Source organism: Acidovorax sp. DMC1 (assembly GCF_056314325.1).
Genome location: NZ_JBQUYO010000004.1, coordinates 296,156 through 319,394, shown reverse-complemented (window position 1 = coordinate 319,394; position 23,239 = coordinate 296,156). Strand labels below are relative to the sequence as shown.

Annotated in this window: 20 protein-coding genes; 8 read left to right on the top strand and 12 right to left on the bottom strand. The window is 65.7% G+C overall.

Features of this window, described 5'->3' with window-relative positions:
- Nucleotides 1–14: 14 nt before the first annotated feature.
- Nucleotides 15–917 carry a LysR family transcriptional regulator gene (locus ACT531_RS11525; protein WP_015015695.1) on the top strand — a complete coding sequence of 301 codons (903 nt, stop codon included), beginning with the start codon at nt 15–17 and terminating at the stop codon, nt 915–917.
- A 164-nt stretch (nt 918–1,081) separates the two neighbouring features.
- On the opposite strand, the gene ACT531_RS11520 is transcribed toward ACT531_RS11525, so the two are convergent.
- The 9 genes from ACT531_RS11520 to ACT531_RS11480 all read right to left on the bottom strand — a co-directional run bounded on the left by ACT531_RS11520 (nt 1,082) and on the right by ACT531_RS11480 (nt 12,391).
- Complete coding sequence (locus tag ACT531_RS11520; protein WP_015015694.1) at nt 1,082–1,378, bottom strand: DUF4148 domain-containing protein; 297 nt, start codon at nt 1,376–1,378, stop codon at nt 1,082–1,084.
- Between the two features lie 261 nt (nt 1,379–1,639).
- Complete coding sequence (locus tag ACT531_RS11515; protein WP_476017508.1) at nt 1,640–2,230, bottom strand: DUF2894 domain-containing protein; 591 nt, start codon at nt 2,228–2,230, stop codon at nt 1,640–1,642.
- Nucleotides 2,227–2,895, bottom strand: a complete 669-nt coding sequence (locus ACT531_RS11510) for an OmpA family protein (RefSeq protein WP_110960273.1) — start codon at nt 2,893–2,895, stop codon at nt 2,227–2,229. The genes ACT531_RS11515 and ACT531_RS11510 overlap by 4 nt, the downstream gene beginning before the upstream one ends.
- The gene (locus tag ACT531_RS11505) at nt 2,892–5,561 is read right to left on the bottom strand and encodes a DUF802 domain-containing protein (RefSeq protein ID WP_476017507.1); all 2,670 of its coding nucleotides are present in this window, start codon (nt 5,559–5,561) and stop codon (nt 2,892–2,894) included. Before ACT531_RS11505 ends, ACT531_RS11510 begins: the two co-directional genes overlap by 4 nt.
- A complete protein-coding gene (locus tag ACT531_RS11500) occupies nt 5,558–6,358 on the bottom strand; it encodes a DUF3348 family protein (protein WP_476017506.1) in 801 nt (266 codons plus the stop codon). The genes ACT531_RS11505 and ACT531_RS11500 overlap by 4 nt, the downstream gene beginning before the upstream one ends.
- Before the next feature lie 257 nt (nt 6,359–6,615).
- Complete coding sequence (gene boxA / locus ACT531_RS11495; RefSeq protein ID WP_476017505.1) at nt 6,616–7,893, bottom strand: benzoyl-CoA 2,3-epoxidase subunit BoxA; 1,278 nt, start codon at nt 7,891–7,893, stop codon at nt 6,616–6,618.
- Between the two features lie 153 nt (nt 7,894–8,046).
- Nucleotides 8,047–9,474, bottom strand: coding sequence for a benzoyl-CoA 2,3-epoxidase subunit BoxB (gene boxB / locus ACT531_RS11490; protein WP_060985649.1), 1,428 nt, complete (start codon nt 9,472–9,474; stop codon nt 8,047–8,049).
- Nucleotides 9,475–9,515: 41 nt separating this feature from the next.
- On the bottom strand, nt 9,516–11,186 hold the full coding sequence (gene boxC / locus ACT531_RS11485; RefSeq protein WP_476017504.1) for a 2,3-epoxybenzoyl-CoA dihydrolase: 1,671 nt from the start codon (nt 11,184–11,186) through the stop codon (nt 9,516–9,518).
- 263 nt (nt 11,187–11,449) lie between these two features.
- Nucleotides 11,450–12,391, bottom strand: coding sequence for a helix-turn-helix transcriptional regulator (locus ACT531_RS11480; protein WP_476017503.1), 942 nt, complete (start codon nt 12,389–12,391; stop codon nt 11,450–11,452).
- A gap of 191 nt (nt 12,392–12,582) precedes the next feature.
- Between ACT531_RS11480 and ACT531_RS11475 the strand changes: the two genes are divergently transcribed.
- The 4 genes from ACT531_RS11475 to ACT531_RS11460 are packed head-to-tail and all read left to right on the top strand — an operon-like array spanning nt 12,583 to nt 17,084.
- The gene (locus ACT531_RS11475; protein WP_476017502.1) at nt 12,583–13,050 is read left to right on the top strand and encodes a 4-hydroxylaminobenzoate lyase; all 468 of its coding nucleotides are present in this window, start codon (nt 12,583–12,585) and stop codon (nt 13,048–13,050) included.
- Nucleotides 13,051–13,105: 55 nt separating this feature from the next.
- On the top strand, nt 13,106–14,656 hold the full coding sequence (locus ACT531_RS11470) for a 3,4-dehydroadipyl-CoA semialdehyde dehydrogenase (RefSeq protein WP_476017501.1): 1,551 nt from the start codon (nt 13,106–13,108) through the stop codon (nt 14,654–14,656).
- Nucleotides 14,657–14,703: 47 nt separating this feature from the next.
- Entirely contained in the window at nt 14,704–16,257 is a 1,554-nt protein-coding gene (locus ACT531_RS11465) for a benzoate-CoA ligase family protein (RefSeq protein ID WP_476017500.1), read from the top strand.
- 44 nt (nt 16,258–16,301) lie between these two features.
- A complete protein-coding gene (locus tag ACT531_RS11460) occupies nt 16,302–17,084 on the top strand; it encodes an alpha/beta fold hydrolase (RefSeq protein WP_476017573.1) in 783 nt (260 codons plus the stop codon).
- Nucleotides 17,085–17,144: 60 nt separating this feature from the next.
- Here the strand turns inward: ACT531_RS11460 and ACT531_RS11455 are convergent, their stop codons facing one another.
- On the bottom strand, nt 17,145–17,837 hold the full coding sequence (locus ACT531_RS11455) for a Crp/Fnr family transcriptional regulator (protein ID WP_476017499.1): 693 nt from the start codon (nt 17,835–17,837) through the stop codon (nt 17,145–17,147).
- 138 nt (nt 17,838–17,975) lie between these two features.
- Here ACT531_RS11455 and ACT531_RS11450 point away from each other — a divergent pair, with 138 nt between their 5' ends.
- From ACT531_RS11450 to ACT531_RS11440, 3 genes are read left to right on the top strand one after another with little or no spacing between them, the layout of a single operon-like run.
- Nucleotides 17,976–18,968 (top strand): Bug family tripartite tricarboxylate transporter substrate binding protein, encoded by a 993-nt coding sequence (locus tag ACT531_RS11450; RefSeq protein WP_476017572.1) that lies wholly within the window; start codon nt 17,976–17,978, stop codon nt 18,966–18,968.
- Between the two features lie 10 nt (nt 18,969–18,978).
- Nucleotides 18,979–19,944: a 3-hydroxyacyl-CoA dehydrogenase NAD-binding domain-containing protein gene (locus tag ACT531_RS11445; protein ID WP_476017498.1), complete on the top strand. Its 966-nt coding sequence runs from the start codon at nt 18,979–18,981 to the stop codon at nt 19,942–19,944.
- A gap of 48 nt (nt 19,945–19,992) precedes the next feature.
- Nucleotides 19,993–21,792, top strand: coding sequence for a feruloyl-CoA synthase (locus ACT531_RS11440; RefSeq protein WP_476017497.1), 1,800 nt, complete (start codon nt 19,993–19,995; stop codon nt 21,790–21,792).
- Nucleotides 21,793–21,911: 119 nt separating this feature from the next.
- Here ACT531_RS11440 and ACT531_RS11435 read toward each other — a convergent pair whose 3' ends face one another.
- Both ACT531_RS11435 and trhA read right to left on the bottom strand, forming a co-directional pair.
- Nucleotides 21,912–22,388 carry an HU family DNA-binding protein gene (locus tag ACT531_RS11435; RefSeq protein ID WP_056637466.1) on the bottom strand — a complete coding sequence of 159 codons (477 nt, stop codon included), beginning with the start codon at nt 22,386–22,388 and terminating at the stop codon, nt 21,912–21,914.
- Between the two features lie 207 nt (nt 22,389–22,595).
- Nucleotides 22,596–23,237 carry a PAQR family membrane homeostasis protein TrhA gene (gene trhA / locus ACT531_RS11430; RefSeq protein ID WP_476017496.1) on the bottom strand — a complete coding sequence of 214 codons (642 nt, stop codon included), beginning with the start codon at nt 23,235–23,237 and terminating at the stop codon, nt 22,596–22,598.
- Between the last annotated feature and the right edge of the window lie 2 nt (nt 23,238–23,239).

Sequence of the window (23,239 nt, the reverse complement as noted above, 5' to 3'; positions counted from 1 at the left end):
CTAAAAATAGAACAATGAGACTCGATCAACTCAACTTCAACCACCTGTTCTACTTTTGGCGTGTGGCCAAGCTGGGGCACCTCACCCAGGCAGCGCAAGAGCTCCACACGTCCCAGTCTGCGGTGTCCACCCAGATCCGGCAGCTGGAAGAGCGCCTGGGCGAAGAGCTTTTTTTGCGAGAAGGCCGCCGCCTGCTGCTGACCGACACCGGGCAATTGGTGCTGGCATATGCCGAGAACATCTTCGGGCTGGGTCAGGAAATGCTTGGGCGCCTGCAGGGCAGCGCGTCGGGTGTGACCCGGCTGCGTGTGGGCAGTGTGGCAACGTTGTCCCGCAACTACCAGGAGAACTGGATCCGCCCCTTGCTGGCCGACCCGTCCGTGGTTCTGACGCTGGAGTCAGGACTGCTGGAGGGGTTGATTACCCGCCTGGTGCAGCACCAGCTGGACGTGGTGCTGGCCAATGAGTCAGTGCCTTCCGACTCCGAGCGCCCCTTGCACTGCCAATTTCTCGGCAGCCAGTCCATCTCGCTGGTCGGCCCTGCCAGCGTGTGGCAATCGCGCTCGTTGCGCATACCTGAAGACCTAGAGGGCATGGAGGTGGCGCTGCCTGGCCCCCGCCATGCGCTGCGCGCGCAGTTTGAGGCCCTGTGTGCATCGGCCGGGGTGACGCCCCGATTGCGCGCCGAGGTGGATGACATGGCCATGCTGCGCCTGATCGCCCGTGACAGCGGCTGGCTGACCGTGCTGCCCGAGGTGGTGGTTCAGGACGAGTTGCGCACGGGCATCCTGGTCAAGGTGGGCTACTCCGCCGGGCTGCAGGAGCATTTCTACGCCATCACCACCCGGCATCGGCACCGTATCGAGGTGCTGGAAACCCTGCTGGAACGTTCGTCGGGCCGCATGGGGCCGTCCTGACAGACCCAGCTGGGATTCGTCAAAAGATTGCCCCATGAAAAAAGCCCCGCAATGGGGGCTCGTTCAGGGGCGATGCAATGTGATGCGGTGCACCGATGACGCCTTCGCTCAGCCGCAGTGGATGCGCCAAGCGGTGGCGTCCGAAACGCCCGCATCGGCTTGCATCACATGGCGTTGCCGATTTCGCCGTGGGAGATCTGGCCCGTGCGAACGGCTTCTGCGGCCTGGGCACGCACGGCAGCGCGGTCGGCGGTGGATTGGTAGGTGGCAACGCGCGAGCCAGCAGGTTCCATGCTGTGTGTTTTGGCTTCTACCACGGCCTCTGCGCGGACTTCGGCGCGGGTGCGCTGGGTTTCGAATTGGGTAGCGAACTGCGAAGCATCGGCTTCATCAGCGTGGGCGCCCAACGAGGCGAAAGCGGCAACAGCAGCGATGGAGAGGAAGCGTACGGTCTTGTTCATGATGCAAATCCTTGAATAAAAAAAGCGTCTCAAAAAAAGCCGGCGTGAAGTGCACAAAGTGTTGACGAAAAATGACTTCATTCCGGGTTCGGTGAGTCGCCTGACGGGTTCGGCTCATCGATGGGATGAACTGTACGCCGACGGTGTTCAAGAAAAAACTATTCAGTATTTAATTGACTATTCTGGTATTCGAAATAATTGGACTGAGATCTGAATGCACTGAGCGGCGATCTCTGCATGCCTTGCGGCAGCCGCAGCGGGTCAGGGCTTGCTGCGCGCCTTGCGTGCTGGACGGGGGGCGGGGGTGGGAGGCTTGTGGCTCGCCTGATCCAGCCACAGCAACGTGTCCATGTGCGCCATGAAGTGGCGCAGATAGTCTGGAGACAGGGTGCGCATCAGGCTGAGGGAGCGCAGCACCAGCTTGTGCGCGTTGAGGGGGCCCGCATTCTCCGGCCCTCGGTGCAGGGCCTGCACCACTTGCTGCTCCGCGGCGATGTGAGACCAGGCCTTGCTGAACTGGTGCACGCTTTTGAGCGCGGGCAATGGAGCGTTGTCCACCGCAAACGGGTCGCCCACAGCAGCGCTGTGCCGGGGCATTCCCAAGGACTGATTCAGTTGTGCCAGCGCGGAGCCCGCATTGGCATGGCGTTCGTGGCGGGTTGATGCCGTGGTACGGGGCGGCTTCTGGGGGTAGCTCGCCAGTGCGGCTTCCAACTTGTGAGTCAGCAGCCGCTGCACGGCGGGCGGTTGGCCGGGCAGGCGGCGTGCCAGCACCTCCAGATAATGGAAACGCACGGGGTCGTGATGGTGCGCGCCTGCTACGCGCAAGGTCTCCAGGCGGGGATCGGTCATGGGGCTCGGGGGGGCTCGGCCGGCCGTTGAGGCGCGGCCTTGGGGACGGGCGCCATCTCCACGCGGCGGTTTTGTGCACGGCCTCTTTCGTCACTGTTGTCGGCCACGGGTTGTTCGGCACCAAAGGCGGCCGCGAACACCTGGGACGACGGCATGCCTTCGTCAATCAGCGCCCGGGTCACGGTGAGTGCGCGCTGGGCCGACAGCTCCAGGTTGTCCGCAAAACGTTTCTGGCTGCCGCGCAGCAACGCGGTGTTGTCGGTGAAGCCACTGACCATGAGCATTTCATCGCGCTCGCGCAAATACACCCCCAGCGGCTGGACCAGGCTTTTGAGCAACTGCCGTCCCTCGGCACGCAGTTCGTCAGAGCCAGTGGCAAACAGCACACTGCCGCTGATGCCAATGCGTCCGTTGTTCACCGTCACGCGCCCAGCAGCCAGCGGAACGGCTAACGCCTTTTCAAGCGCCATGCGCCGCTGCTCTTCCATCTGGCGCTTTTGCACTTCTTGCTGCAGGCTGGCCACCAGGTCAATCTGCACCACCAGCACGCCGACGAGGATCAACACAAAAGCACCCAGCAGCCCCGCCATCAGATCGCCGAAGACGGCCCACACCGGGGCTGTCTGGTCGGTAGCGTCGTCCAGAGTGTCGTCCACGCCGATCACGCAGGCACCCCTTGTTCTGCCGTGGCACGGCCATGGAGTCGGCGCAGGTCTTCCACGATGCCTTGTTGTGCGCTGATGCTCAGGTCAATCACCTCGCGGGCCTGTGCCACGTAGTAGGCCAGCTGCTCGTCGCTGCGGCCCATTGACTCGCGAAGCGCGCCCTCCATGCCTTGCAGGCTCTCCACCAGCTTGTCGTTGCTGGCGCTGAACAGGCCCACGCCGTGCTGGAAGGATTCACCGAGGCTGGACAATTCGATGGCGCTGGCTGCCACTTGCGCAGCGACCTCGTCCACCTTGTCTGCCTGTGCGCCCAGGGCCTGCGCAAATTGCTGGCCCGCCTGCTCCAGTACCTGGGCGGCCGAGCCCACCAGGGCGTCAATGGCCGCGCGCTGCTGCACAGCAGCATCGTTCACGGATTGCAGCAGTGTGCCCAACTGGTGCGTCATGGCCGTGCGCTCGGCCAGTGCGAGGTTGTCGCGTTCGCCCAAGCGCGTCATTTCCTGCCGCAACTGGGTGATGACTTCGGCTGCCGCCTGTGGCACGTCGGAGGCGGTCTGCAGCAGGCGCGTGAGCGGTGCTTCCAGCGCAGCGCCGAGGGTGGCCAGGTGCTCTGCCACGGCGGCTTGCAGGGTCTCCAGGCGGTCCACGGCCGCCTGGCCGCGCACGGCTTCGGCATCGCGCAGGGCGACCAGCTCATCGCGCCACACCTGGGTCAGTGCCTCCATGCGCTGGCCCTGGGCTTGCACCCACTGGGCTTCGGTGTCGATGCGTGTGCGCAGCAGCGCGTCGGATTGCTCCATCAGCGCAGTGGTGCTGCCCAAGGTGCGTTCCACCTGGGCGTTCAGTTGCTGGCTCACCTGTGTGGCAGTCTCCTCCAGCGTCTGCACCAGGGCGCGTTGTTGTTCCACGGTCTGGGTGGCGGCGCGCTGCCATTCGGCGCTGAGCGTGTGCGCCAGGTTCTCCAGGGACTGGCTCCAGTCTGCCAACCGTTGCATGTCGGCGTCGCGCTGTGCCTGCTGGGCATCGGCGGCTGTGGCTTGCAACACAGCCAGCAGGGCCTCTGAGCGTTGTTCGAAGGCGCTGTTGGCGGTCTGCAGGCGGTGTTCGATCTGCTGAGCTGCCTGGGCGAGTGCCGCGCTGGTGGCCTGGTGTTGTTCCGCAGTCTGTGTCCCGGCGCTCTGCCATTCGCCGCTGATTGTCTGAGCCATCTGTTGCATGGACTGGGTCCAGTCGGCAAGCCGCTGCGCGTCCGCAGACCGTTGTGCAGCGTGGGCTTCGGTCACGGTGGCTTGCAGCGTGGTGACCAGTGCTTCGGCCTGCTGTGCAAAGGCCTGGGTGGTGGCCTGCAATTGCTGGTCCATCTGCTGTGCTGTGCGCTCCAAGGCCTGGCCCACCTCCTGCTGTTGGGTAAGGGTGTGGGTGCCTGCACGCTGCCATTCAGCGGCGAGGTTGCGGGCCATGTCCTGCATGGTGTGCTCCCAGCCTTGCAGTCGCCGTTGGTCCACCTCCGCCTGGGCGGCCTGTTGCTGTGCGGCTGATGCGTGCAGGGAGTCCACCAGGGATTTCGAGCGGTCGTCAAAAGCCTGCGTGAGTGTTTGCAATGCGCCCTCGAACTGGGTTGCCAGTGCGCCCTGCGTGTTCGTCTGCTGGTCGAGCGCCTGGGCCCAGGTGTCGGCCACCTTGCGTGCGGTGCCCTCCCATTGCGCGCTGAGATTTTGCAGCTGCTGACTGGTGTGTTCTCGCAGCCGCTCGTGGGTGCGCTGGGACTCTTGTGCCAGCGTCGCCATGGCCTGTTCCACCACCGGGCGCATGGCGGCAGTGGCCTGCTGGGCACTGGTGCTCAGGCTGTCTTGCAGCGATGCGCCCACGGCCTGCGCCAATTGGGTGTAGGCGGCATAGGCCTCTTTGTGAAACCCCTGCTGTTGCGCCAGCAGCTGGTCGTTGAGCTGGCTGTGGCGGCGCTCCAGCCCCTCCATCATGGCTTGCAGGCGGTCGGCAATCAGCGGTAGGGCCTGGGCCTGCGCTTGCAGGGCCTGCAGTGTGTCCTCTCGCCGTTGAGCGGAAGAGAAGGCACGGAACAGCGTGGGGATGCGTGCATCCAGCTGGCGGACCGCCTGCAGCCGTTCACGGCGGCTCAGGGCGGACAACAGGCCCAGCGCGGCCGACGTAGCCACCCCCGCGACGGACGTCCCAAACGACAGGCCCAGTCCCTTGATGGGCGCAGCCAGTGCGTTGCGGATGGATTCCAGGTTGCCAGAGGCCTCCAGGGCGAACACCGCACCGTGGAACGTCACCACCATGCCCACAAAGGTGCCCAGCATGCCCAGCATCACCAGCAGTCCCACCAGATAGGGCGTGAGCGCTGGGCCCGGCAAGGCCACTCTCTCGCCTTCGATGCGTTGCCGAACCGGGTGGCGTAGTGCCGGGTCCAGGCTTTCCAGCCAGGCCTCCAGCGCAGGAGGCTCTTGTCGGGACTGCAGTGCGCGCGTCAGCGAGGCGGTGGCTGTGCGATACCGCATCAGCTCCCAGGCTCCCAGCAGGTAGGTGGCGGCGATCATCACCGTCATTGCCAGTGCCAGCGGGCTGTGGCCTATAAAACCCCAGCCCACCCAGCCAGCGGCCGCGAGGCCTGTGGCAAAGATGGCTGTCATCACACTCTTGTTCATTCCTGTTGTCCTGTCGTGTCGTTCTGGGCCGCTTCCAGCAGTCCCGTGATCGGTTCCATGCGCGTTTGCAGCTCTGCGGTGAGCAGAGCCTGCATGTCGCGTTCGAAGGCCCACAGCCAGCCTCCTGCCTGCCGCCAGCGCGCAGGCTCATCGGTCAGCCCCTGGCCGGTCAGCCGATGCTGGTGTTGCCGATGGCGGTGCGCCAGTCGGCGCTCCAGATGCGCGGGGAGCAAGGCCCACAGCCGTTGCTCACGCGGTGCCAGCATGTGCTCCATGACGGCGTCCAGCGCCGCTACCTGGCGCAACCTGGGTGTGCCCTGTGCGATCGTCTGGCGCACTTGCGCCCTCAGGGGCTGCAGCCGCAGCTCCATCTGCTTTTGCAGGTCCAGATAGCGTGGCGCATGGGTGGCGAATTCCGTTTCCACCATCGGGTCCGGCAGCTCCACGGGCGTGTTGTCCGCCCGGGCCCGCAGCGGTTTGGGTGCAGCGGGCCTGGTGGTCAGCTGGCCTTCGAGATCGGCCCGAACCTTCGCTACCAGGCCGGCGAGTGCCGTCATGTTCAGCACCATGGGTGGGCGTTGTGCACTGCCTGCCTGCGATGGCAGGGTCTCGATCGCGTGCAGCGCCCGGCTGAGCTGGACGGCGTCCACGGTTCCCAGCCATTGGCTCAGCTGCTCTGCCACATCGGGGGGCTTGACGGCTGGCACCGGACGCGCGGCCCGCTCACTGGCTTCCCGCGTCCATTGCTGGAGCAGGACCACGAGGGGTGAGCTGTTGAGTCGGTGGTGTTGGGTCATCCCGCGAAGGCTGTGCACTGGGTGGGCACGGCCGAGCGGGATGGTCCGGCGGCGCGTGCAGGAGGGAACGGGTCCCCGTAGGCAAAGCCCGCTATTTTCGCAGGAACGAAAGGCCGGTCGGCCGGTCAGCGTCCGGCGTTGCAGCTGTTACACGACGGAAAGAGCGCCATGCAGCGCCCAGAGGCCCAGCCGCTGGGCCTTTTGGAGGCTCCAGGGCTTGAATTAGAGAGAGACCTCAGGCCAAGGCCTTTACGGCCTTAATAGGTTTCCAGGTGCAGTCGGCCTTCGCGCTGCAGCGTCGCGCCCAGGGTCTCCCAGCTCAGCCCTGCCTCTTGCGCTATGTCACGCAGTGCCATCACCACGCCTTCTTCCATGCCCTTGAGGCCGCAGACGTAGAAGTGGCTGTTGTCGTCGCGCAGCAAGGCCAGCAGATCGGCGGCGCGCTCGCGCATCAGGTCTTGCACGTAGCGCTTGGGCTGCCCGGGCGTGCGGGAGAAAGCCAGGTTGATGTCGATGAAGTCTTTGGGCAGGCTTTGCAGGGGGCCGAAGTAGGGCAGTTCCTGCTGCGTGCGTGCACCAAAGAACAGCAGGAGCTTGCCACCTTCGAATTTGCCGCTGTTGCGCAGCCTGCGCCGCCACTCGGTCATGGCGCGCATGGGAGCGCTGCCGGTACCGGTGCAGATCATCACGATGTGCGATCGCGGGTGGTTGGGCATGAGGAAGCTGCTGCCGAACGGCCCCACCACTTGCACCTTGTCGCCCACCTTCAGGTCGCACACATAGTTGGAGGCCACGCCACGCACAGGGTTGCCATCGTGGTCCACGGTCACGCGCTTCACGGTCAGCGCTAGGTTGTTGTATCCGGGGCGTTCACCGTTGCGTGGGCTGGCCACCGAGTATTGGCGCGCGTGGTGCGGCTTGCCAAGCGCATCGGTGCCCGGCGGGATGATGCCAATCGATTGCCCTTCCAGCACAGGGAACGGCATGCTGCCGAAGTCGAGCACCACATGGTGGGTTTCGCTCTCAAAACCCGCCTCGGTGCAGTTGAAGTTGCCGACCACGGTGGCTGTGGTCGGGTTTTTGGGTGGAAACAGATTGGTGTACGGATGTGCTGCGGACCAGGGCGGTACCGTGGCTCCGTACTGGGCAGACCGAAACACCTGCGTGCCCGGCTCTGCCGGGGCCTCAACGGCTGGCTTTGGTGCTGCCGCCGCTGTGGCGGGTTCTGCACCTGCTGCAACCAGTTCGTGGGGCGCGAGCTCGCCGGGCAATTCTTCCCAGCTGAACTGCTCTTCAATGCTGTAGGCCCTGCCCACCGGCACCGCGCGCCAGTTGTCGATGGAACCCGTGGGGCAGGGCGATATGCAGGCCATGCAGCCATTGCACACATCTGCCCGCACCACGTAGTTGTTGTCGTCGTGCGTGATCGCATTGACCGGGCAGGTGGCTTCGCAGGTGTTGCAGCGGATGCAGATCTCCGGGTCGATCAGGTGCTGCTTCAGGATGCCGTTGTCGATCAGCGTGTGGGTTTCCATAGTCGTTCTTCGTGCAATGTCTGTCGACGGGTGCTGTGACCTTGCATGCGTTGGCTGGCTTCAGTCGATACAGAGCAAAACCGTTGTGCCTGGCCGCAGGCGCCGGGACACCCCTGGGAGAGGCGGGCGCTGGCGGCTCAGGCTCAGCAGGGGTCAATTGAAACGCACGTACTCGAAATCCACCGGCTGGCGGTTGATGCCCATGACAGGGGGCGCGATCCAGCCGGCGAACTTGCCCGGCTCGACCACGCGGCCCATCAACGACGCCACAAACGCAAAGTCTTCGGGCGTGGGCAGCCATTCGGCCTTGCGTGCGGTCCATTCCGCCTCGCTCACCACGCGGCCGTCGGGCGACATCTTGATGCCAGCCAGCGCGCCGATCTGGCGGTTGAAGGCCTTGTGAGGAACCACCAGGCGGGTGGGAACGCCCGCTTTCTCCAGCACCTTGTTCCACCGGCCCACGCCCGCCATGGAGTCCTTGATGAAGTCGTCGCGCAGCACTTCGTTCAGCGCGTTGAGCATGGGCACTTCTTTTTCCAGCAACTGGCCGTCCTTGACCTCCAGCACCTTGTACGTCTGACCCTTGAGCACGTGGTCGTCGGTGCGTTTGCCTTCTTCGTAGCGACCCTTGAGGCCCGAGCTGTAGAAGGTAGCGGCGTTGCTCGACTGGTCTGCGCCGAACAGGTCGATGGTCACGCTGTAGTGGAAGTTGAGGTAGCGCTGGATGGTGGGCAGGTCGATGGCGCCCGCTGCACGCACCTGCGCAGGGTCATCGGTCTTGAGGTCGTTCATCACCTGCGCAGTGCGCGACAGCACGCGCGAGATGCCGCTCTCGCCCACAAACATGTGGTGGGCCTCTTCGGTCAGCATGAACTTGGTGGTGCGCGCCAGTGGGTCAAAGGCGCTCTCTGCCAGCGCCGAGAGCTGGAACTTGCCGTCGCGATCAGTGAAATAGGTGAACATGAAAAACGCCAGCCAATCCGGCGTCTTTTCATTGAACGCGCCCAGGATGCGCGGGTTGTTCTCGTCGCCGGACTGGCGTTGCAGCAGCGCTTCAGCTTCTTCGCGGCCGTCGCGGCCAAAGTGCTTGTGCAGCAGGTACACCATGGCCCACAGGTGACGGCCCTCTTCCACATTGATCTGGAACAGGTTGCGCAGGTCGTACATGCTGGGCGCCGTCAGGCCCAGGTGGCGCTGCTGCTCTACCGAGGCTGGCTCCGTGTCACCCTGGGTCACGATGATGCGGCGCAGGTTGGCGCGGTGTTCGCCGGGCACGTCTTGCCAGGCTTTTTCGCCTTTGTGGTCGCCAAAGTGGATTTCGCGGTTGGTATCGCCAGGGTTCAGAAAGATGCCCCAGCGGTAGTCGCGCATCTTCACATGGCCAAACTGTGCCCAGCCATTCGGGTCCACGCTCACGGCGGTACGCAGATAAACCTCATGGTTGGTCGATCCCTCAGGGCCCACGTCGTCCCACCAGTTGATGAAGTTGGGCTGCCAACCTTCAAGCGCGCGCTGCAGCGTGCGGTCTTCGCCGAGGTTGACGTTGTTGGGGATCTTCTCGCTGTAGTTGATGCTGCTCATGGGGTGCTCCTCTGGATGGAAATCGAATGCAGGGCAGGGGGTCAGACGCGCGTCTGGTCAAACCCGGCCTTCTGGCCGGTGCCGTAGACCTTGAGCGCGCCCTTCTCGCCCACGGCGTTGGGGCGGTTGAAGATCCAGTTCTGCCACGCGGTCAGGCGCCCGAAGATGCGGGTGTTCATGTTTTCCTTGCTGGCAAAACGCAGGTTGGCCTCCAGGCCGGTCAGCGCGTCGGGCGACATGGCGGCGCGTTCTTCGATGGCGATGCGGATTTCGTCGGCCCAGTCGATGTCGTCGGGGGCAGCCGTGACCAGGCCCAGCGCCAGTGCACTGTCTGCGTCCAGCGGCCGGCCGGCGGCGGCGCGGACCGCTTCCAGTGGGCCCGCCTCTTCATAGAAGCGGCGCTGCAAGCGGCTTTGGTCATTCACCATGGGAAGCAAGCCAAAGTTGAATGCGTTCAGGGTGAGTGTTGGTGCCTGCTCGGGAGCGTCGGGCAGGGCCAGCATGTAGGTACGGTCCGCCGCCAGCGCCAGCTCTGCCAGGGTGCCGGCAAAAGCAGAGCCTGTCTCGATCAGCGCGAAGAGGGTGCGCGAAGACACATCCAGACGGGCAAAGGTGCGCCGCAGTGCGCCGATGGTCTCGCGCACCAGCCAGTGGTTCTGGTGGGCCAGCAGGACGGCATCGCTGGCCAGCACGGCTTGTGCGTCCCCTTCGGTCTTCAGCAGCCAGGTGCCAATGTCCAGCTCGTTGGTGCGCAAGTTCAGGATGGCGTCGTCCAGCTCGCGGGCCATTGCCAGCGGCCACCAGGCGGCGCCCCCTGCTTCAATGGCGGCCGTGTCTGCGGGTTGCGCCCCTTGAGGTGCCCGGATGCACAACGTGGCCGTGCGCCGTGCGCGGTCGATGTCCACCGTCACCTGCTGGTAGCGCATGCCGTCGGCATGGTCCTGCCGCTCCACGCGGGGCAGGGCAATGCCTTGTGCGTCGCTGGGGCGGGTGCTGGTCTGTGCATGGGTGGCGGCGCGCTCTTGTACCGTGGCGGCAAATTGCGCGGGCTTGGCGATACGGTCCACCAGGCGCCAGTCCACCGCGCGCTGGCCACGCACACCCTCCACGCTGGTACAGAAGATGTCGGCCAAGTCGTGCCGCACGCGGCGCTTGTCCGTGACCCGTGTCAGCCCACCGGTGCCGGGCAGTACGCCCAGCAAAGGCACTTCGGGCAGCGATACGGCAGACGACCGGTCATCGACCAGGATGATTTCATCGCACGCCAGTGCCAGCTCGTAGCCGCCGCCTGCACAGGCGCCATTCACGGCCGCAATGAACTTGAGGCCCGAGTGTTTGGAGGAGTCTTCAATGCCGTTGCGCGTCTCGTTGGTGAACTTGCAGAAGTTGACCTTCCAGGCGTGGCTGGATACCCCCAGCATGAAGATGTTGGCACCCGAGCAAAAGATGCGGTCCTTGCCGCTGGTGACGATGACGCTGCGCACGTTGGGGTGCTCAAAGCGGATGCGGTTGAGCGCGTCATGCAGCTCAATGTCCACCCCCAGGTCGTAGCTGTTGAGCTTGAGCTTGTAGCCAGGACGGATTCCGCCGTCCTCCGCAATGTCGAGGGACAGCCGCGCAATAGCGCCCTCGACCGACAAGGTCCAGTGGCGGTACTGTGTGGGGTCAGTGCGGTAGTCAACGCGTTGAGGAGCGTGGGTGAGGTCTGCCATGAGGTCTCCGTGGAGAATTAATGCAATATAGTGCTTATTGCTTGCTGTTGATGTGCATCATCGTGCATGTTATGCGGTATGTCAATGCATTTTTTTGCCGATGGCAGTCGGGCAGATGTGCAGCGCTACTGAGGGCTGCGCAGGGGTGTGAGGGGGCGAACTGCACAGGCCACCGTGGCGGTGGCGCTGTGCGGTGCCGTGATGGGCGTGGGCGCTGCGGCGTCCGTGTCCGGGCTGCAGCCGCTCAGGGGGAGTGCGGGGTTTTACGCCGCCCGGGCCATGGCCTTGCGCACACTGGCACTCAGGGCTTGCAGGCTTTGCTCGGGCGTCTGGCCGGAGGTGTCCACCGTGATTTCGGCCTTGGAATAAAAAGCAGCGCGCCCGTCCAGGATGCGCTTGAGGTCGTCCATGGCCTCTTTGCTGGCGGCCATCGGGCGCATGTCGCCCTGGGCCACCACGCGCCCCATGTGTTCCTCGGGCTGGGCTTTTAACCACACGGTGGTGCAGTGGGCCAGCAGTTCGTTGAAAGTGGCAGGGTCCGACACGATGCCGCCCGGCGTGGCAATGACCACCTCGCTGTGGATCTGTATCGTTTCTTCCAGCGCCCTGCGCTCGTAGCGGCGGTAGGCGGTGGTGCCGTACAGGTCGTGGATTTCACGCACGCTGCACCCGGCGAGGGCCTCGATGGCGCGGCTCAGTTCAATGAACGGTACGTCCAGCTCGCGCGCCAGCAACGGCCCCAGTGTGGATTTGCCAGCCCCCCGCAGACCCACCAGCGCGATGCGGCGGTGCCTTGCGGCGTCGTTGTGCCCTCCGCTCAGCAGCTCGTGCAACGCCAGGCGGGCGCGGCGCAGTTCGGGCTCGCTGCGGTGTTCCAGCAGTTCGCGGATCAGCAGCCATTCAGGCGATTGCGTCGTGAAGTCGCCCACCAGCTCCGCCAGCGAGCAGTGCAGGGCATGGGCCACCTGCTGCAGCACCAGGATGGAGGCGTTGCCGGTGCCGTACTCCAGGTTGGCCAGGTGGCGCTCCGACACATCGGCGGCCACTGCTACCGCTTTGCGGGTCAGGCCCCGCTGCGCACGCAGGTTGCGAACGCGCTCGCCCAGTGCCACCAGCAGGGGGTTCTTGGGCTCCTCGGCCGATGGCGGCGCACCCTCCTGCGCGGAGGCGGGTGCCAGCAGCCCCGCCGTTTCTGTTTCGTTCATACCCATCCTTTTCATGGAGCACCCTGGCCTTCTCAGGGAAAACGCCATGCATGCACTATAGTGCTTGACATGGATCTTTGAGGTAACTATGGTTCGTCAATTGGCAAAATACTGCATGTTTTGGATGCGCGCAAGGCGGTGAATCAAAAACGGTGCAGATTGGGCCCCGACTCTAGCTGCACCCACTGCCCATGTCCGACAAAACTGCATTTCACCAAGCCCTGGCAGCTCTGACCGCCCAGCTCGCTGGCAAACCCCTGGATGCCGCTCTCGCGCAATGGCTTAACACTGCACACGGCCCCACCAGTACCACCTACCAGCGCTTGCGGGAGGCGTGTATTCAGGGTGCGCGTGAGGGGTGGTTGTGTGAACGCGAGGGCGCTGGCATTCGCTACGGCCGTGTGTTCAAGCCCGAAGATACCTTGCACCGGTTTTCTGTGGACGTGGTGGACATGCAAAACATTGCAGGCCCCCACCACACCCACCCGCAGGGCGAAATCGATTTGATCATGCCGCTGGAGGGCGAGGCGGTGTTTGACGGCCACCCTGCCGGATGGTGCGTTTACCCGCCCGGCAGTGCCCACCACCCCACGGTGGCACACGGCAGAGCGCTGGTGCTGTACCTGCTGCCCGAGGGGCAGATCCAGTTCACCCGCTAGTGCTGGCGCCTGCGCTGCTTCCCCATGGACCTTCTCGCTCTGAAAGACCGACTGCATGACTGAATTGCTCGCCAACCACGTTGCCGGCCGCTGGCAACACGGAACAGGGCCCGGCACCGAACTGCGGGACCCTGTGCTGGGCACCGCCGTGGTGCGGGTGGACGCCACGGGGTTGAACCTGCCCGAGGCCTTTGCATTTGCCCGCGAACAGGGAGGTGCTGCGCTGCGCGCCGCCACCTACCGAGAGCGGGCCGCCATGCTCGGCGCGGTTGCCAAGGTGCTGCAGGCCCACCGCGACAGCTACTACGACATTGCCACTGCCAACTCCGGCACCGTCAAGACGGACTCCGCGGTGGACATCGACGGCGGAATCTTCACCCTCGGCCAATACGCCAGATGGGGTGATGCGCTGGGCGATGTGCGCGTGCTGCGCGACGGGGACGCCATCAGGCTGGGCAAAGAACCGGTCTTTCAGTCGCAACACCTGCAGGTGCCCCGGCCTGGGGTGGCGCTGTGCATCAACGCGTTCAACTTTCCCGCCTGGGGGCTGTGGGAAAAAGCTGCGTCCGCCTTGCTGTCGGGCATGCCGGTCATCGTCAAGCCCGGCACATCCACAGCGTGGCTGACCCAGCGCATGGTGCAGGACGTGGTGAACGCCGGGGTGTTGCCTGCCGGCGCGCTGTCGGTCATCGCGGGAAGCTCGGCGGGCTTGATGGACGCGCTGCAACCGTTTGATGTGGTGTCGTTCACCGGCTCCGCCGAGACGGCGGGCGTTGTGCGGGCGCATCCGGCGGTGGCGCAGCGTTCGGTGCGCGCCAACATCGAGGCCGACAGCCTCAATGCCGCGCTGCTGATGGCTGATGCGGCGCCCGGCAGCGCCGCCTTTGACTTGCTGGTGCGCGAAGTCGTCCGCGAGATGACCGTCAAGTCCGGCCAGAAGTGCACCGCAATCCGCCGCATCCTGGTTCCCGCCGCGTTGTACGCGGCGGTGGCCGAGGCGGTCAGCGCCCAACTGGCCCGCGTGGTGGTGGGCAACCCCCGCAACCCGGAAGTGCGCATGGGCTCGCTGGTGAGCCGCGCGCAGTTCGATGGGGTGCAGGCTGGCATTGCCGCCCTGGCCACCCATACCGACGTCCTGCACGACGGCCGAACCCGCCCTCTAGTAGATGCCGACCCCGCCGTGGCCGCCTGCGTCGGCCCGGTGCTGCTGGGCGCGCGCGATGCCGACCGGGCTACCATCGTCCATGACGTGGAGGTGTTTGGCCCGGTGGCCACCTTGCTGCCCTACAACGACCTGCCCCATGCGCTGGCCCTGGCGCAGCGTGGCCAGGGCTCGCTCGTGACCTCGCTCTACGGCGCCGACGACAAGGCCCTGGCCAAGGCCGCCATTGCGCTGGCGGCGAGCAACGGCCGGGTGCATGTGGTGACGCCGGCCGTGGCCACTGCGCACACCGGCCACGGCAATGTCATGCCCATGTCACTGCATGGCGGGCCCGGCCGGGCTGGCGGTGGTGCCGAGCTGGGCGGCCTGCGGGCGCTGGACTTCTATCACCAGCGCAGTGCCGTGCAGGCCAGCCCCGAAGTGCTCGCGGCGCTGGGCTGCTGACCCCGAACCCACCCACAAAAACAACGCCATCGCGACGGAGACACGCCATGAACAGCCTTCCAGAACAGTTCAATTTTGCAGAGCATCTGTTCGCCCTGAACCGCGCGCGGGGTGACCGCATTGCCTACATCGACGACCAGGGGACCCTGAGCTACAGCGCGCTGGAAGACCGTGCGCGGCGGCTGGCGGCTGTGCTGACCAACGCCGGTGTGCGGCGCGAGGAACGCGTGCTGCTGCTGATGCTGGACACCAGCGACTGGCCGGTGGCGTTTCTGGGTTGTCTTTACGCCGGTGTGGTGCCGGTGGCGGTCAATACTCTGCTCAAGCCGGACGACTATGCCTACATGCTGACGCATTGCCGCGCGCAGGCGGCGCTGGTCTCTGGAGCATTGCTGCCGGTGCTGAACGAGGCGCTGGCCCTGGCGCCCCACCACGAAGTGCGCGCTTGTGTGGTGTCGCAGCCGCAGGGCACGTTGGCTGCGAGGGCGGTGGACATGGAGGCCGCCATGGCCACCACCCCCGTGCTGGCAGCGCCCGCGCGCACGGGGCCTGACGAGCCAGGGTTCTGGCTCTATTCCTCGGGCTCCACGGGCAAACCCAAGGGCACGGTACACACCCAGGGCAGCCTGTGGTGGACGGCCGAGTTGTATGGCAAGGCGGTGTTGGGCCTGACCGACAAGGACGTGTGCTTTTCGGCTGCCAAGCTCTACTTTGCCTATGGGCTGGGCAACAGCCTGACCTTCCCGTTGTCGGTAGGCGCCACAGTGGTGCTGATGGCCGAACGCCCCACGCCAGACGCCACGTTCGAGCGCTGGACGCGCCACCAGCCCACGGTGTTCTTTGGGGCGCCCACCGGTTTTGCCGGCATGCTCGCCTCGCCCCGCCTGCCTTCCCGCAGTGCGGTGGCGCTGCGCATGTGCTCGTCGGCGGGCGAGGCGCTGCCGGCCGAGATTGCACAGCGATTCAAGGACCATTTCGGTTGCGACATCATTGATGGCATTGGCTCGACCGAGATGCTGCACATCTTCCTGTCCAACCGCCCGGGCGATGTGCGCTACGGCACTACTGGCAAACCGGTGCCGGGCTACGAGATATCCCTGCGCGGCGAAGACGGCAGCGAGGTGCCGCAGGGCGAAATCGGTGACCTCTACATCCAGGGGCCCAGTGCTGCGCTGATGTACTGGAACAACCGCGCCAAGACCCGCGAAACCTTCCAGGGCGCGTGGACCAAAAGTGGCGACAAGTACGTGCGCGATGCCGAGGGCTACTACACCTATGCCGGGCGCAGCGACGACATGCTCAAGGTCAGCGGCATTTATGTGTCCCCTTTCGAGGTGGAGGCCACACTGATGCAGCACACCTCCGTGCTGGAGGCGGCCGTGATCGGCACGCAGGATGTCGACGGCCTGACCAAGACCAAGGCGTTTGTGGTGCTCAAGGATGGGCAGGCGGTCACGCCGGATGAACTCAAGGCCTTTGTGAAGGAACGCCTGGCGCCCTACAAGTACCCGCGTCTGATCGAGTTCCTGCCCGAGCTGCCCAAGACGGCCACCGGAAAAATCCAGCGCTTTCGGCTGCGCGAACGGGAGCAGCGGGCGTGAATGCCAACGTCGCTGCACCCGGCCCCGTGGGGGGCGCAGAGCGCATGCCCGTGGTCTGGCGCAACCGCACGGTCCACATCGAGTACCAGTGGATAGCACCCGAGCGCAGCGACGCCCCCTTGGTGGTGTTCCTGCACGAAGGCCTGGGCTCGGTGGCGATGTGGAAGGATTTCCCGCGCCAGCTGTGCGATGCGGGCGGGTTGCGGGGGCTGGTGTTCTCCCGCCCCGCATATGGCCGCTCCACCCCCCGGGACGCGGACGAGGTGTGGGGCCCGGACTTCATGCACCAGCAGGCACATGAGGTGGTGCCTGCATTCCTCGATGCACTGGGAGTGCAGGAGGCCGCCTGGCTCTTTGGCCACAGCGATGGCGCATCGATTGCCCTGCTGATGGCTGCGCGCTGGCCGCAGCGCGTGCAAGGGCTGGTGGTGATGGCGCCACATCTCTTTGTGGAAGACGTGACGGTGCAGAACATCGAACGCGCGCGGGACGCCTACGAACAGACCGACCTGCGCCACAAGCTGGGGCGCTATCACGACGATGTGGATTCCGCCTTCTGGGGCTGGAACCGTATCTGGCTGGACCCTGCCTTTCGCGCATGGAACATCGAGCCCGAGGTTGCCCAGATCGGCGCACCCGTGCTGGCCATCCAGGGCTGTGACGACGAGTACGGCACCCTGGCGCAAATCCGGGGCATTGCCCAACGCGTGCCGGGCACCAGGCTGCTGGAGCTGCCGGACTGCGCGCATTCTCCGCACCGCGACCAGCCTGACGCGGTGGTGGCCGCTGCGGTTGCCTTCATCCAAGCGCACCACACTCCTGCATAGCTGCGGACGGGGCGGTGGCAGGGCAATAGCCCGTGCCCCCAGTGAGTCCAAGCGACAGCGCTATTCCACCTGGCGCCGCAGCCCTTCCAGGTCGGTGACGGTGATGCCGCCGTATTCAATCTCCAGCAGGCCCGCGGCCTGCAGCCGCTTCAGCGCCGCGTTGCAGCGCTGGCGCGACACGCCCGAGAGGTTGGCAATTTCTTCCTGTGACACCTGCAGGTGCGTGTCGCTGCCCGGGTGCAACCAGGGGTGGAACAGGCCGGCGAGCGCGCGGGCCACCTGGCTGTCGGTATCGAGCAAATGGTGGGCCGTGAAGTTGCCCAGAAACCAGTGCATGCGCTCGTTGATCTGGCGCAGCAGAAAGTGGTCAAAGCTGCGCTGCGTGGCGTGCAGCCATTCAAAGGTCTCCATAGGCACTAGCGCCACGCGGCTGGGGCGCAGTGCGATCACGTCGGCTGTACGCGGCGTGCCCCGCAGCAAGGTGCCTTCGCCAAACCAGCTCCCCGCCGACAGCCCGCCCAGCGTGACCGAGCGGCCATCGCCGGAGGTCACCGTCCACTTCAGCAGCCCCTCGATGGCGCCATACCAGTGCACGGGGGTGTGGCCGCGCCGGCACAGCGCGCCGCCCTGGGGCACTTCGGTCTCGCGCACATCGTCCATCACCCGTTGCTGGGCGGCGCTGTCCAGGGCCGGGAACCAGGCGGAGTGCAGCAGCAGATCGGTGAGGGTAGGGGGCGCCAGTTTGACCAACATGGTGAGAGTGTCTCCTGCGCCCCTGGGTGCTGTACAGGCGCGTGCGCGTATTCCCTGAGTCCAAATGTCATCGCGATGACTGAGTGGCGCGGGGCTACAAAAAATAATGACCGCTCCATCCACAGGAGACACATGATGATGCACACGCGCCGCCAGTTCATGCACCACGTCGGTTGCGCCTCTGCGCTGGGGGCTTTGTCGCCACTGGCCGCCTGGGCGCAGACCATCGACCAGGTCAAGATCTTCTACGGCTTTCCTGCTGGCAGCGCGGGCGACAGCGTGGCGCGCAGGGTGGGCGAGAAGCTGGCCGCATCGCCCTACACCCGCAACCCTGCGGTGGTGGAAAACAAGCCCGGCGCGGGCGGCCGCATTGTGCTGGAGTCGCTCAAGGGCGCGCCTGCCGATGGCAGCGTGCTCACGCTGTCGCCGTTTTCGTGCACCTCCATCTACCCGCATATTTACAGCCGCCTGAGCTACGACCCGGCCAAGGACTTTGTGCCGGTGTCCATCGGCGCTGTCATGCACCACGGTCTGGCCGTGGGGCCGCTGGTGCCCGCCTCCGTCAAGACGGTGAAGGACTTTCTGGCCTGGGCCAAGGCCAACCCCGGGCAGGCGAACTACGGCTCGCCTGCAGCAGGCTCCACGCCGCACTTCATCGGTGCGCTGCTGGGCTTGAACAACGGCGTGGACCTCAAGCATGTGCCGTACCGGGGCTCCATCCCGGGCGTCACCGATGTGGTGGGCGGGCAGATCGCGTCGATGGTCACGCCCAGCGGAGACTTCATCCCCAACCACAAGGCGGGCAAGCTGCGGCTGATCGCCACCTCGGGTCAGGCGCGGTCACCGTTTTCGCCCGAGGTCGCCACGTTTGCAGAGCAGGGCTTTCCAGAACTCACGACCGAGGAATGGTTCGGCTTTTACGCCCCGGCGAGAACGCCAGCGGCCGTGGTGGCCGCCGCCAACGCCGCCATCAACGCCGCGATCAAGGACAAGGCCGTCATGGACAGCTTGGCCGTGGTGGGGCTCATCGCCAAAGGCTCTACGCCCGCAGAGATGTTGGCCTCGCAACAGGCCGAATACGAGCGCTGGGGGCCGCTTGTGAAAAAGGTTGGCTTCACGGCCGAGTCCTGAAAGGCCTCGCATGGCACACACCGTGAAGCGCGTGGCCGTAGTGGCCACCGGCACCATTGGCGCAAGCTGGGCCGCCTACTTTCTGGCGCGGGGCCTGGACGTGGAGGCCACCGACCCATCGCCCGGGGCCGAGCAGCGACTGCGGGACGCCGTCGCTGCGCATTGGGTGGCACTGGCGCAGCAGGGGCTGGCGCCCGGCGCCAGCCCGCAGCGCTTGCGCTTTCACGCGCGGCTGGAAGACGCTCTGGCACAGGCCGACTTTGTGCAAGAGAACGGACCCGAGCGGCTCGACTTCAAGGTGGACCTGTTCCGCCGCATGGATGCAGCGACCCCGGCGCATGTGGTGCTGGCGTCCAGTTCCTCGGGGCTGGCGGTGACGGACATGCAGAAGGATTGCGCGCACCCCGGGCGCGTGGTGCTGGGCCACCCGTTCAATCCGCCGCACATGATCCCGCTGGTCGAAGTGGGCGGTGGCGAGCGCACCACGCCCCAGGCGGTGGCTGATGCGATGGCGTTCTATGCCCATATCGGCAAGCGTCCCATCCAGGTGCGGCGCGAGATCAAAGGGCACATTGCCAACCGCTTGCAGGCCGCTCTGTGGCGCGAGGCCTTCCACCTGGTGGACCAGGGCGTGGCCACCGTGGAAGACATCGACACCGCCATCTCGCAGGGCCCTGGCTTGCGGTGGGCGCTGATGGGACCGTTCATGAACCTGCACCTGTCTGGGGGCGACGGTGGCATTGCCCACCTGCTGGCCCACCTGGGTGGCCCCATCGAAAGCTGGTGGCAGGACCTGGGCGCCCCGTCCATGACCGAAGCCTTGCAGCGCCAGGTGACCGAAGGTGTGGCGCAGGCGCTGGGTGACAGGCAGGCCAGCGATCTGGCCCGTGCGCGGGATGGCTTGCTCATCGAGCTGTTGCGCGCCAAGCAGGCGTCTGGGCTGCTCGGTCAACCTGATCCCGATCTCGATGCCTGAGGCATAGCGCCTCAGTGTTTGAACCTCCATCGCTCCCGAGAACCCACCATGTACCCAGCCTTTCTTGATGACGAGCGCCAGATTGCCCCGGCGCGCGCCGTGCGCACCCAGTTTGACGATGGTTCTTTCACGCTGCGCTCTCCCATGGCGCTGCAACCCTATGCCCGCTGTGTGGGGGAATGGCTGGAGCGCTGGGCCAAAGAGACGCCTGATGCCCTGGCACTGGCCGAACGGAGCGACAGCGCAGAGGGCTGGCGCAGCCTGACCTATGCCCAGTTGCGCCGCCAGGTGGGCGCCGTGGCGCAGTCGCTGCTGGACCTGCGCTTGCCCGTCGGGCGGCCGATTGCCATCCTGTCCGACAACGCGGTGGACCACGCGGTGCTCATGCTGGCGGCCATGCATGTGGGTATCACCCCCTGCTCGCTGTCGAGCGCATACGCACGATCTCAGGACCACAGCCGCCTGCACGGCATGCTGTCGGTGCTGGAGCCCAGTCTGGTCTATGCGTCCGATGCCAGCGTCTATGCGCCAGCCCTGCAAGGCTGGGACAGTGGCGCCGTGCGCGTGTTCAGCCGCAACGCCGCTGCGTGTCCGGGGGCGCGGCCTTGGGAGCATCTGCTTGCCGGGCAGGAGACACCCCAGGTGCAGCAGGCCATGCAGGCGCTGCTGCCCGATGACCATGCCAAATACCTTCTCACCTCTGGCTCCACCGGCCGGCCCAAGGTGGTCATCAACACCCACCGTATGCTCTGCGCCAACCAGCAGATGATGGCCCAGGCATGGCGCTTTTTAGCGCATGAAAAGCCGGTGCTGGTGGACTGGCTGCCGTGGAGCCATACCTTTGGCGGCAACCACAACCTCAACATGGTGCTGTGCCACGGGGGCACGCTCTACATCGACGAGGGGCGGCCGATGCCAGGGCTCATCGACAAGACGGTGCGCAACCTGCGCGAGGTGCAGCCCACCATGCTGTTCAACGTGCCCCGGGGCTTTGACATGCTGCTGCCGTTCCTGGAGGCCGACGACCGCCTGGCCGCCGACGTGCTGGCGCGCATGCGGCTCGCCTTTTATGCGGCAGCGGCGCTGGCTCCATCGACCTGGCAGCGCCTGCAGGCCGTTGCCCGGCGCGTGCGCCCTGCGCAGCCGCTGTGGCTCACCACCTCGTGGGGGTCCACAGAGACAGCGCCCGCTGTCACCACCGCGCACTGGCACCTGGAGGGCGCAGGCTGCATTGGTGCACCCTTGCCGGGGTTGGAGCTGAAGCTGGTGCCCAACGGCAGCAAGCTGGAGATGCGCGTGCGGGGCGTGTCGGTGTTTGCGGGCTACCGCAATGCGCCGCGCGAGACGGCCGCCGCGTTCGATCACGAAGGGTTCTACCGCATTGGCGATGCGGGCTATCTGGTGGACGCGGAGCAGCCAGACAAAGGCGTGGTCTTCAACGGACGTGTGGCGGAGGATTTCAAGCTGTCCAGCGGCAGCTGGGTGTCGGTGGGCACCTTGCGGGTGGACTTGGTGTCGCAACTGGCGCCATTGGTGCAGGACATCGTGCTCACTGGGCATGACCGCGACGAGGTGGGCATGCTGGTGTTCCCGTCTGCGGCCGGCGCCGCCGACGCTGCGCGGCTGGAGCAAGCGCTGCAGGCCGTGATGCGCGCGCGCCGCGATGCTGGTGCGGGGTCTTCGCAGTGCCCCACGCGGGCCATGGTGATGGATTCCGCGCCCGATGCAGATGCCGGGGAGATCACCGACAAGGGCTACATCAACCAGGGGGCGGTGCTCTCACGCCGCGCTGCGGCGGTGCAGGCGTTGTATGCCCATCCTGCGGCGCCAGGGGTCATCAGGGCCTGATTGCGCAAGGCCCAGGGCGTGCATGGGGCATCGTCGCGCGGCCGTTGCAAGCTCCACCAAAGAAAAAGGGGCCTTGCGGCCCCTGTTGCTGACGCAAGCGCCTTGTGGCGCCGGGTGCATCAGACGGTTGCGTCCTTCAGCTTCTTCAGGGCGCGGGTCTTGATCTTGACCGAAGCAGGCTTGGCGGGGAACCAGCGCTCTTCACCCGTGAACGGGTCCTTGCCAAAGCGCTTCTTCTTGGCGGGCACTTGCTGCAGGCCGATCTTGAGCACGCCAGGCAGCGTGAATTCGCCAGAGCCCTTCTTGTGCACCGAGCCCAGGATGGCGGCTTCCAGCGCGGCCAGCACGGCCTTGGTGGCCTTGGGTTCCACGCCCGACTGTTCAGCCAGGTGGGCGACCAGCGTGGTCTTGTTGAACGCAGTCTTGATGGGCTTCAGCGCAGCTGCAGCGGCCACGGGCTTGGCGGCGGGCGCAGCAGCCTTCTTGGCGGCTGGCGCAGCCTTTTTGGCTGCAGGGGCTGCCTTCTTGGCGGCGGGTGCTGCGGCCTTGACGGCCACCTTCTTTGCGGGAGCGGGAGTTTTCTTTGCAGTTGCCATGATGTTTTTTCGTTGATTGGAATGACGATGGGCCCTGCCTCTGCGGGCGAGGACCTGCGTGATTTTAGGTGCGATAACGCCAGACGCGATAGGGCCTGCGTGCCGCAGGTGTTTGCAGCCGTCGCATGGGTGCTGTGCCAACTGTTTGCGCAGGGCCCGCGAGGTCGTTGCAGGAGCGCGCTTTGCGCCCCCTTGTTGTCTGCGTGGCTAAGCTGCCGCCTGCAGGCCCAGCACCGCGATCACGTGACAGCCCGTACCTGCGATGACACAGCCATGCCACACGGCGTGGGCGTAGCGCACTACGGCGTCCATCACAAAAAACACCACACCGGCCGTGTACGCGGCCCCGCCGATGACCAGCCAGGCCGCACTCACGGCGGGCACATGGGCCATCAGGGGCAGGGCCGCCAGCAGCGCTACCCAACCCATCGCCACATACAAGACGGTGGAGAGCCAAGGTGCTGCGCGCCGCGCCCGCAGCTGCAGCCAGCAGCCCGCCAGCGCCGCAAGCCACACCAGCACCAGGGCCGTAGTGTGGTGCCTGTGGCTTGGCGCACTCAGCGCAAACGGGGTGAAGCTGCCCGCAATGAACAGGTGAATCGCCGCATGGTCCAGCTGCAGCGCCCATTGCTTGGCCCGCCCCGGCGGCAGTGCGTGGTACAGGGTAGACGCGCCATACAGCAGCGCCATGGTGGCTCCGAACACCAGCACGCCCCAGATCGCGGCAGGATGCGCGGCGGGGGCGGATTGCAGCAGCTGTGGCACGGCCAGGCAGGCGCCCACCAGCGCAGCACCGTGCAGCGCACTGTTGGCCACCTCTTCGTGCAGGTCCTGCGGCCGGTCGTTCACGG

What these genes read in the sequence shown, in the direction of transcription:
- ACT531_RS11525 (WP_015015695.1), top strand. Translation starts at nt 15, where the DNA reads ATGAGACTCGATCAACTCAACTTCAACCACCTGTTCTACTTTTGGCGT.
- ACT531_RS11520 (WP_015015694.1), bottom strand. Translation starts at nt 1,378, where the DNA reads ATGAACAAGACCGTACGCTTCCTCTCCATCGCTGCTGTTGCCGCTTTC.
- ACT531_RS11515 (WP_476017508.1), bottom strand. Translation starts at nt 2,230, where the DNA reads ATGACCGATCCCCGCCTGGAGACCTTGCGCGTAGCAGGCGCGCACCAT.
- ACT531_RS11505 (WP_476017507.1), bottom strand. Translation starts at nt 5,561, where the DNA reads ATGAACAAGAGTGTGATGACAGCCATCTTTGCCACAGGCCTCGCGGCC.
- ACT531_RS11500 (WP_476017506.1), bottom strand. Translation starts at nt 6,358, where the DNA reads ATGACCCAACACCACCGACTCAACAGCTCACCCCTCGTGGTCCTGCTC.
- boxA (WP_476017505.1), bottom strand. Translation starts at nt 7,893, where the DNA reads ATGGAAACCCACACGCTGATCGACAACGGCATCCTGAAGCAGCACCTG.
- boxB (WP_060985649.1), bottom strand. Translation starts at nt 9,474, where the DNA reads ATGAGCAGCATCAACTACAGCGAGAAGATCCCCAACAACGTCAACCTC.
- boxC (WP_476017504.1), bottom strand. Translation starts at nt 11,186, where the DNA reads ATGGCAGACCTCACCCACGCTCCTCAACGCGTTGACTACCGCACTGAC.
- ACT531_RS11480 (WP_476017503.1), bottom strand. Translation starts at nt 12,391, where the DNA reads ATGAACGAAACAGAAACGGCGGGGCTGCTGGCACCCGCCTCCGCGCAG.
- ACT531_RS11475 (WP_476017502.1), top strand. Translation starts at nt 12,583, where the DNA reads ATGTCCGACAAAACTGCATTTCACCAAGCCCTGGCAGCTCTGACCGCC.
- ACT531_RS11470 (WP_476017501.1), top strand. Translation starts at nt 13,106, where the DNA reads ATGACTGAATTGCTCGCCAACCACGTTGCCGGCCGCTGGCAACACGGA.
- ACT531_RS11465 (WP_476017500.1), top strand. Translation starts at nt 14,704, where the DNA reads ATGAACAGCCTTCCAGAACAGTTCAATTTTGCAGAGCATCTGTTCGCC.
- ACT531_RS11460 (WP_476017573.1), top strand. Translation starts at nt 16,302, where the DNA reads ATGCCCGTGGTCTGGCGCAACCGCACGGTCCACATCGAGTACCAGTGG.
- ACT531_RS11455 (WP_476017499.1), bottom strand. Translation starts at nt 17,837, where the DNA reads ATGTTGGTCAAACTGGCGCCCCCTACCCTCACCGATCTGCTGCTGCAC.
- ACT531_RS11450 (WP_476017572.1), top strand. Translation starts at nt 17,976, where the DNA reads ATGCACACGCGCCGCCAGTTCATGCACCACGTCGGTTGCGCCTCTGCG.
- ACT531_RS11445 (WP_476017498.1), top strand. Translation starts at nt 18,979, where the DNA reads ATGGCACACACCGTGAAGCGCGTGGCCGTAGTGGCCACCGGCACCATT.
- ACT531_RS11440 (WP_476017497.1), top strand. Translation starts at nt 19,993, where the DNA reads ATGTACCCAGCCTTTCTTGATGACGAGCGCCAGATTGCCCCGGCGCGC.
- ACT531_RS11435 (WP_056637466.1), bottom strand. Translation starts at nt 22,388, where the DNA reads ATGGCAACTGCAAAGAAAACTCCCGCTCCCGCAAAGAAGGTGGCCGTC.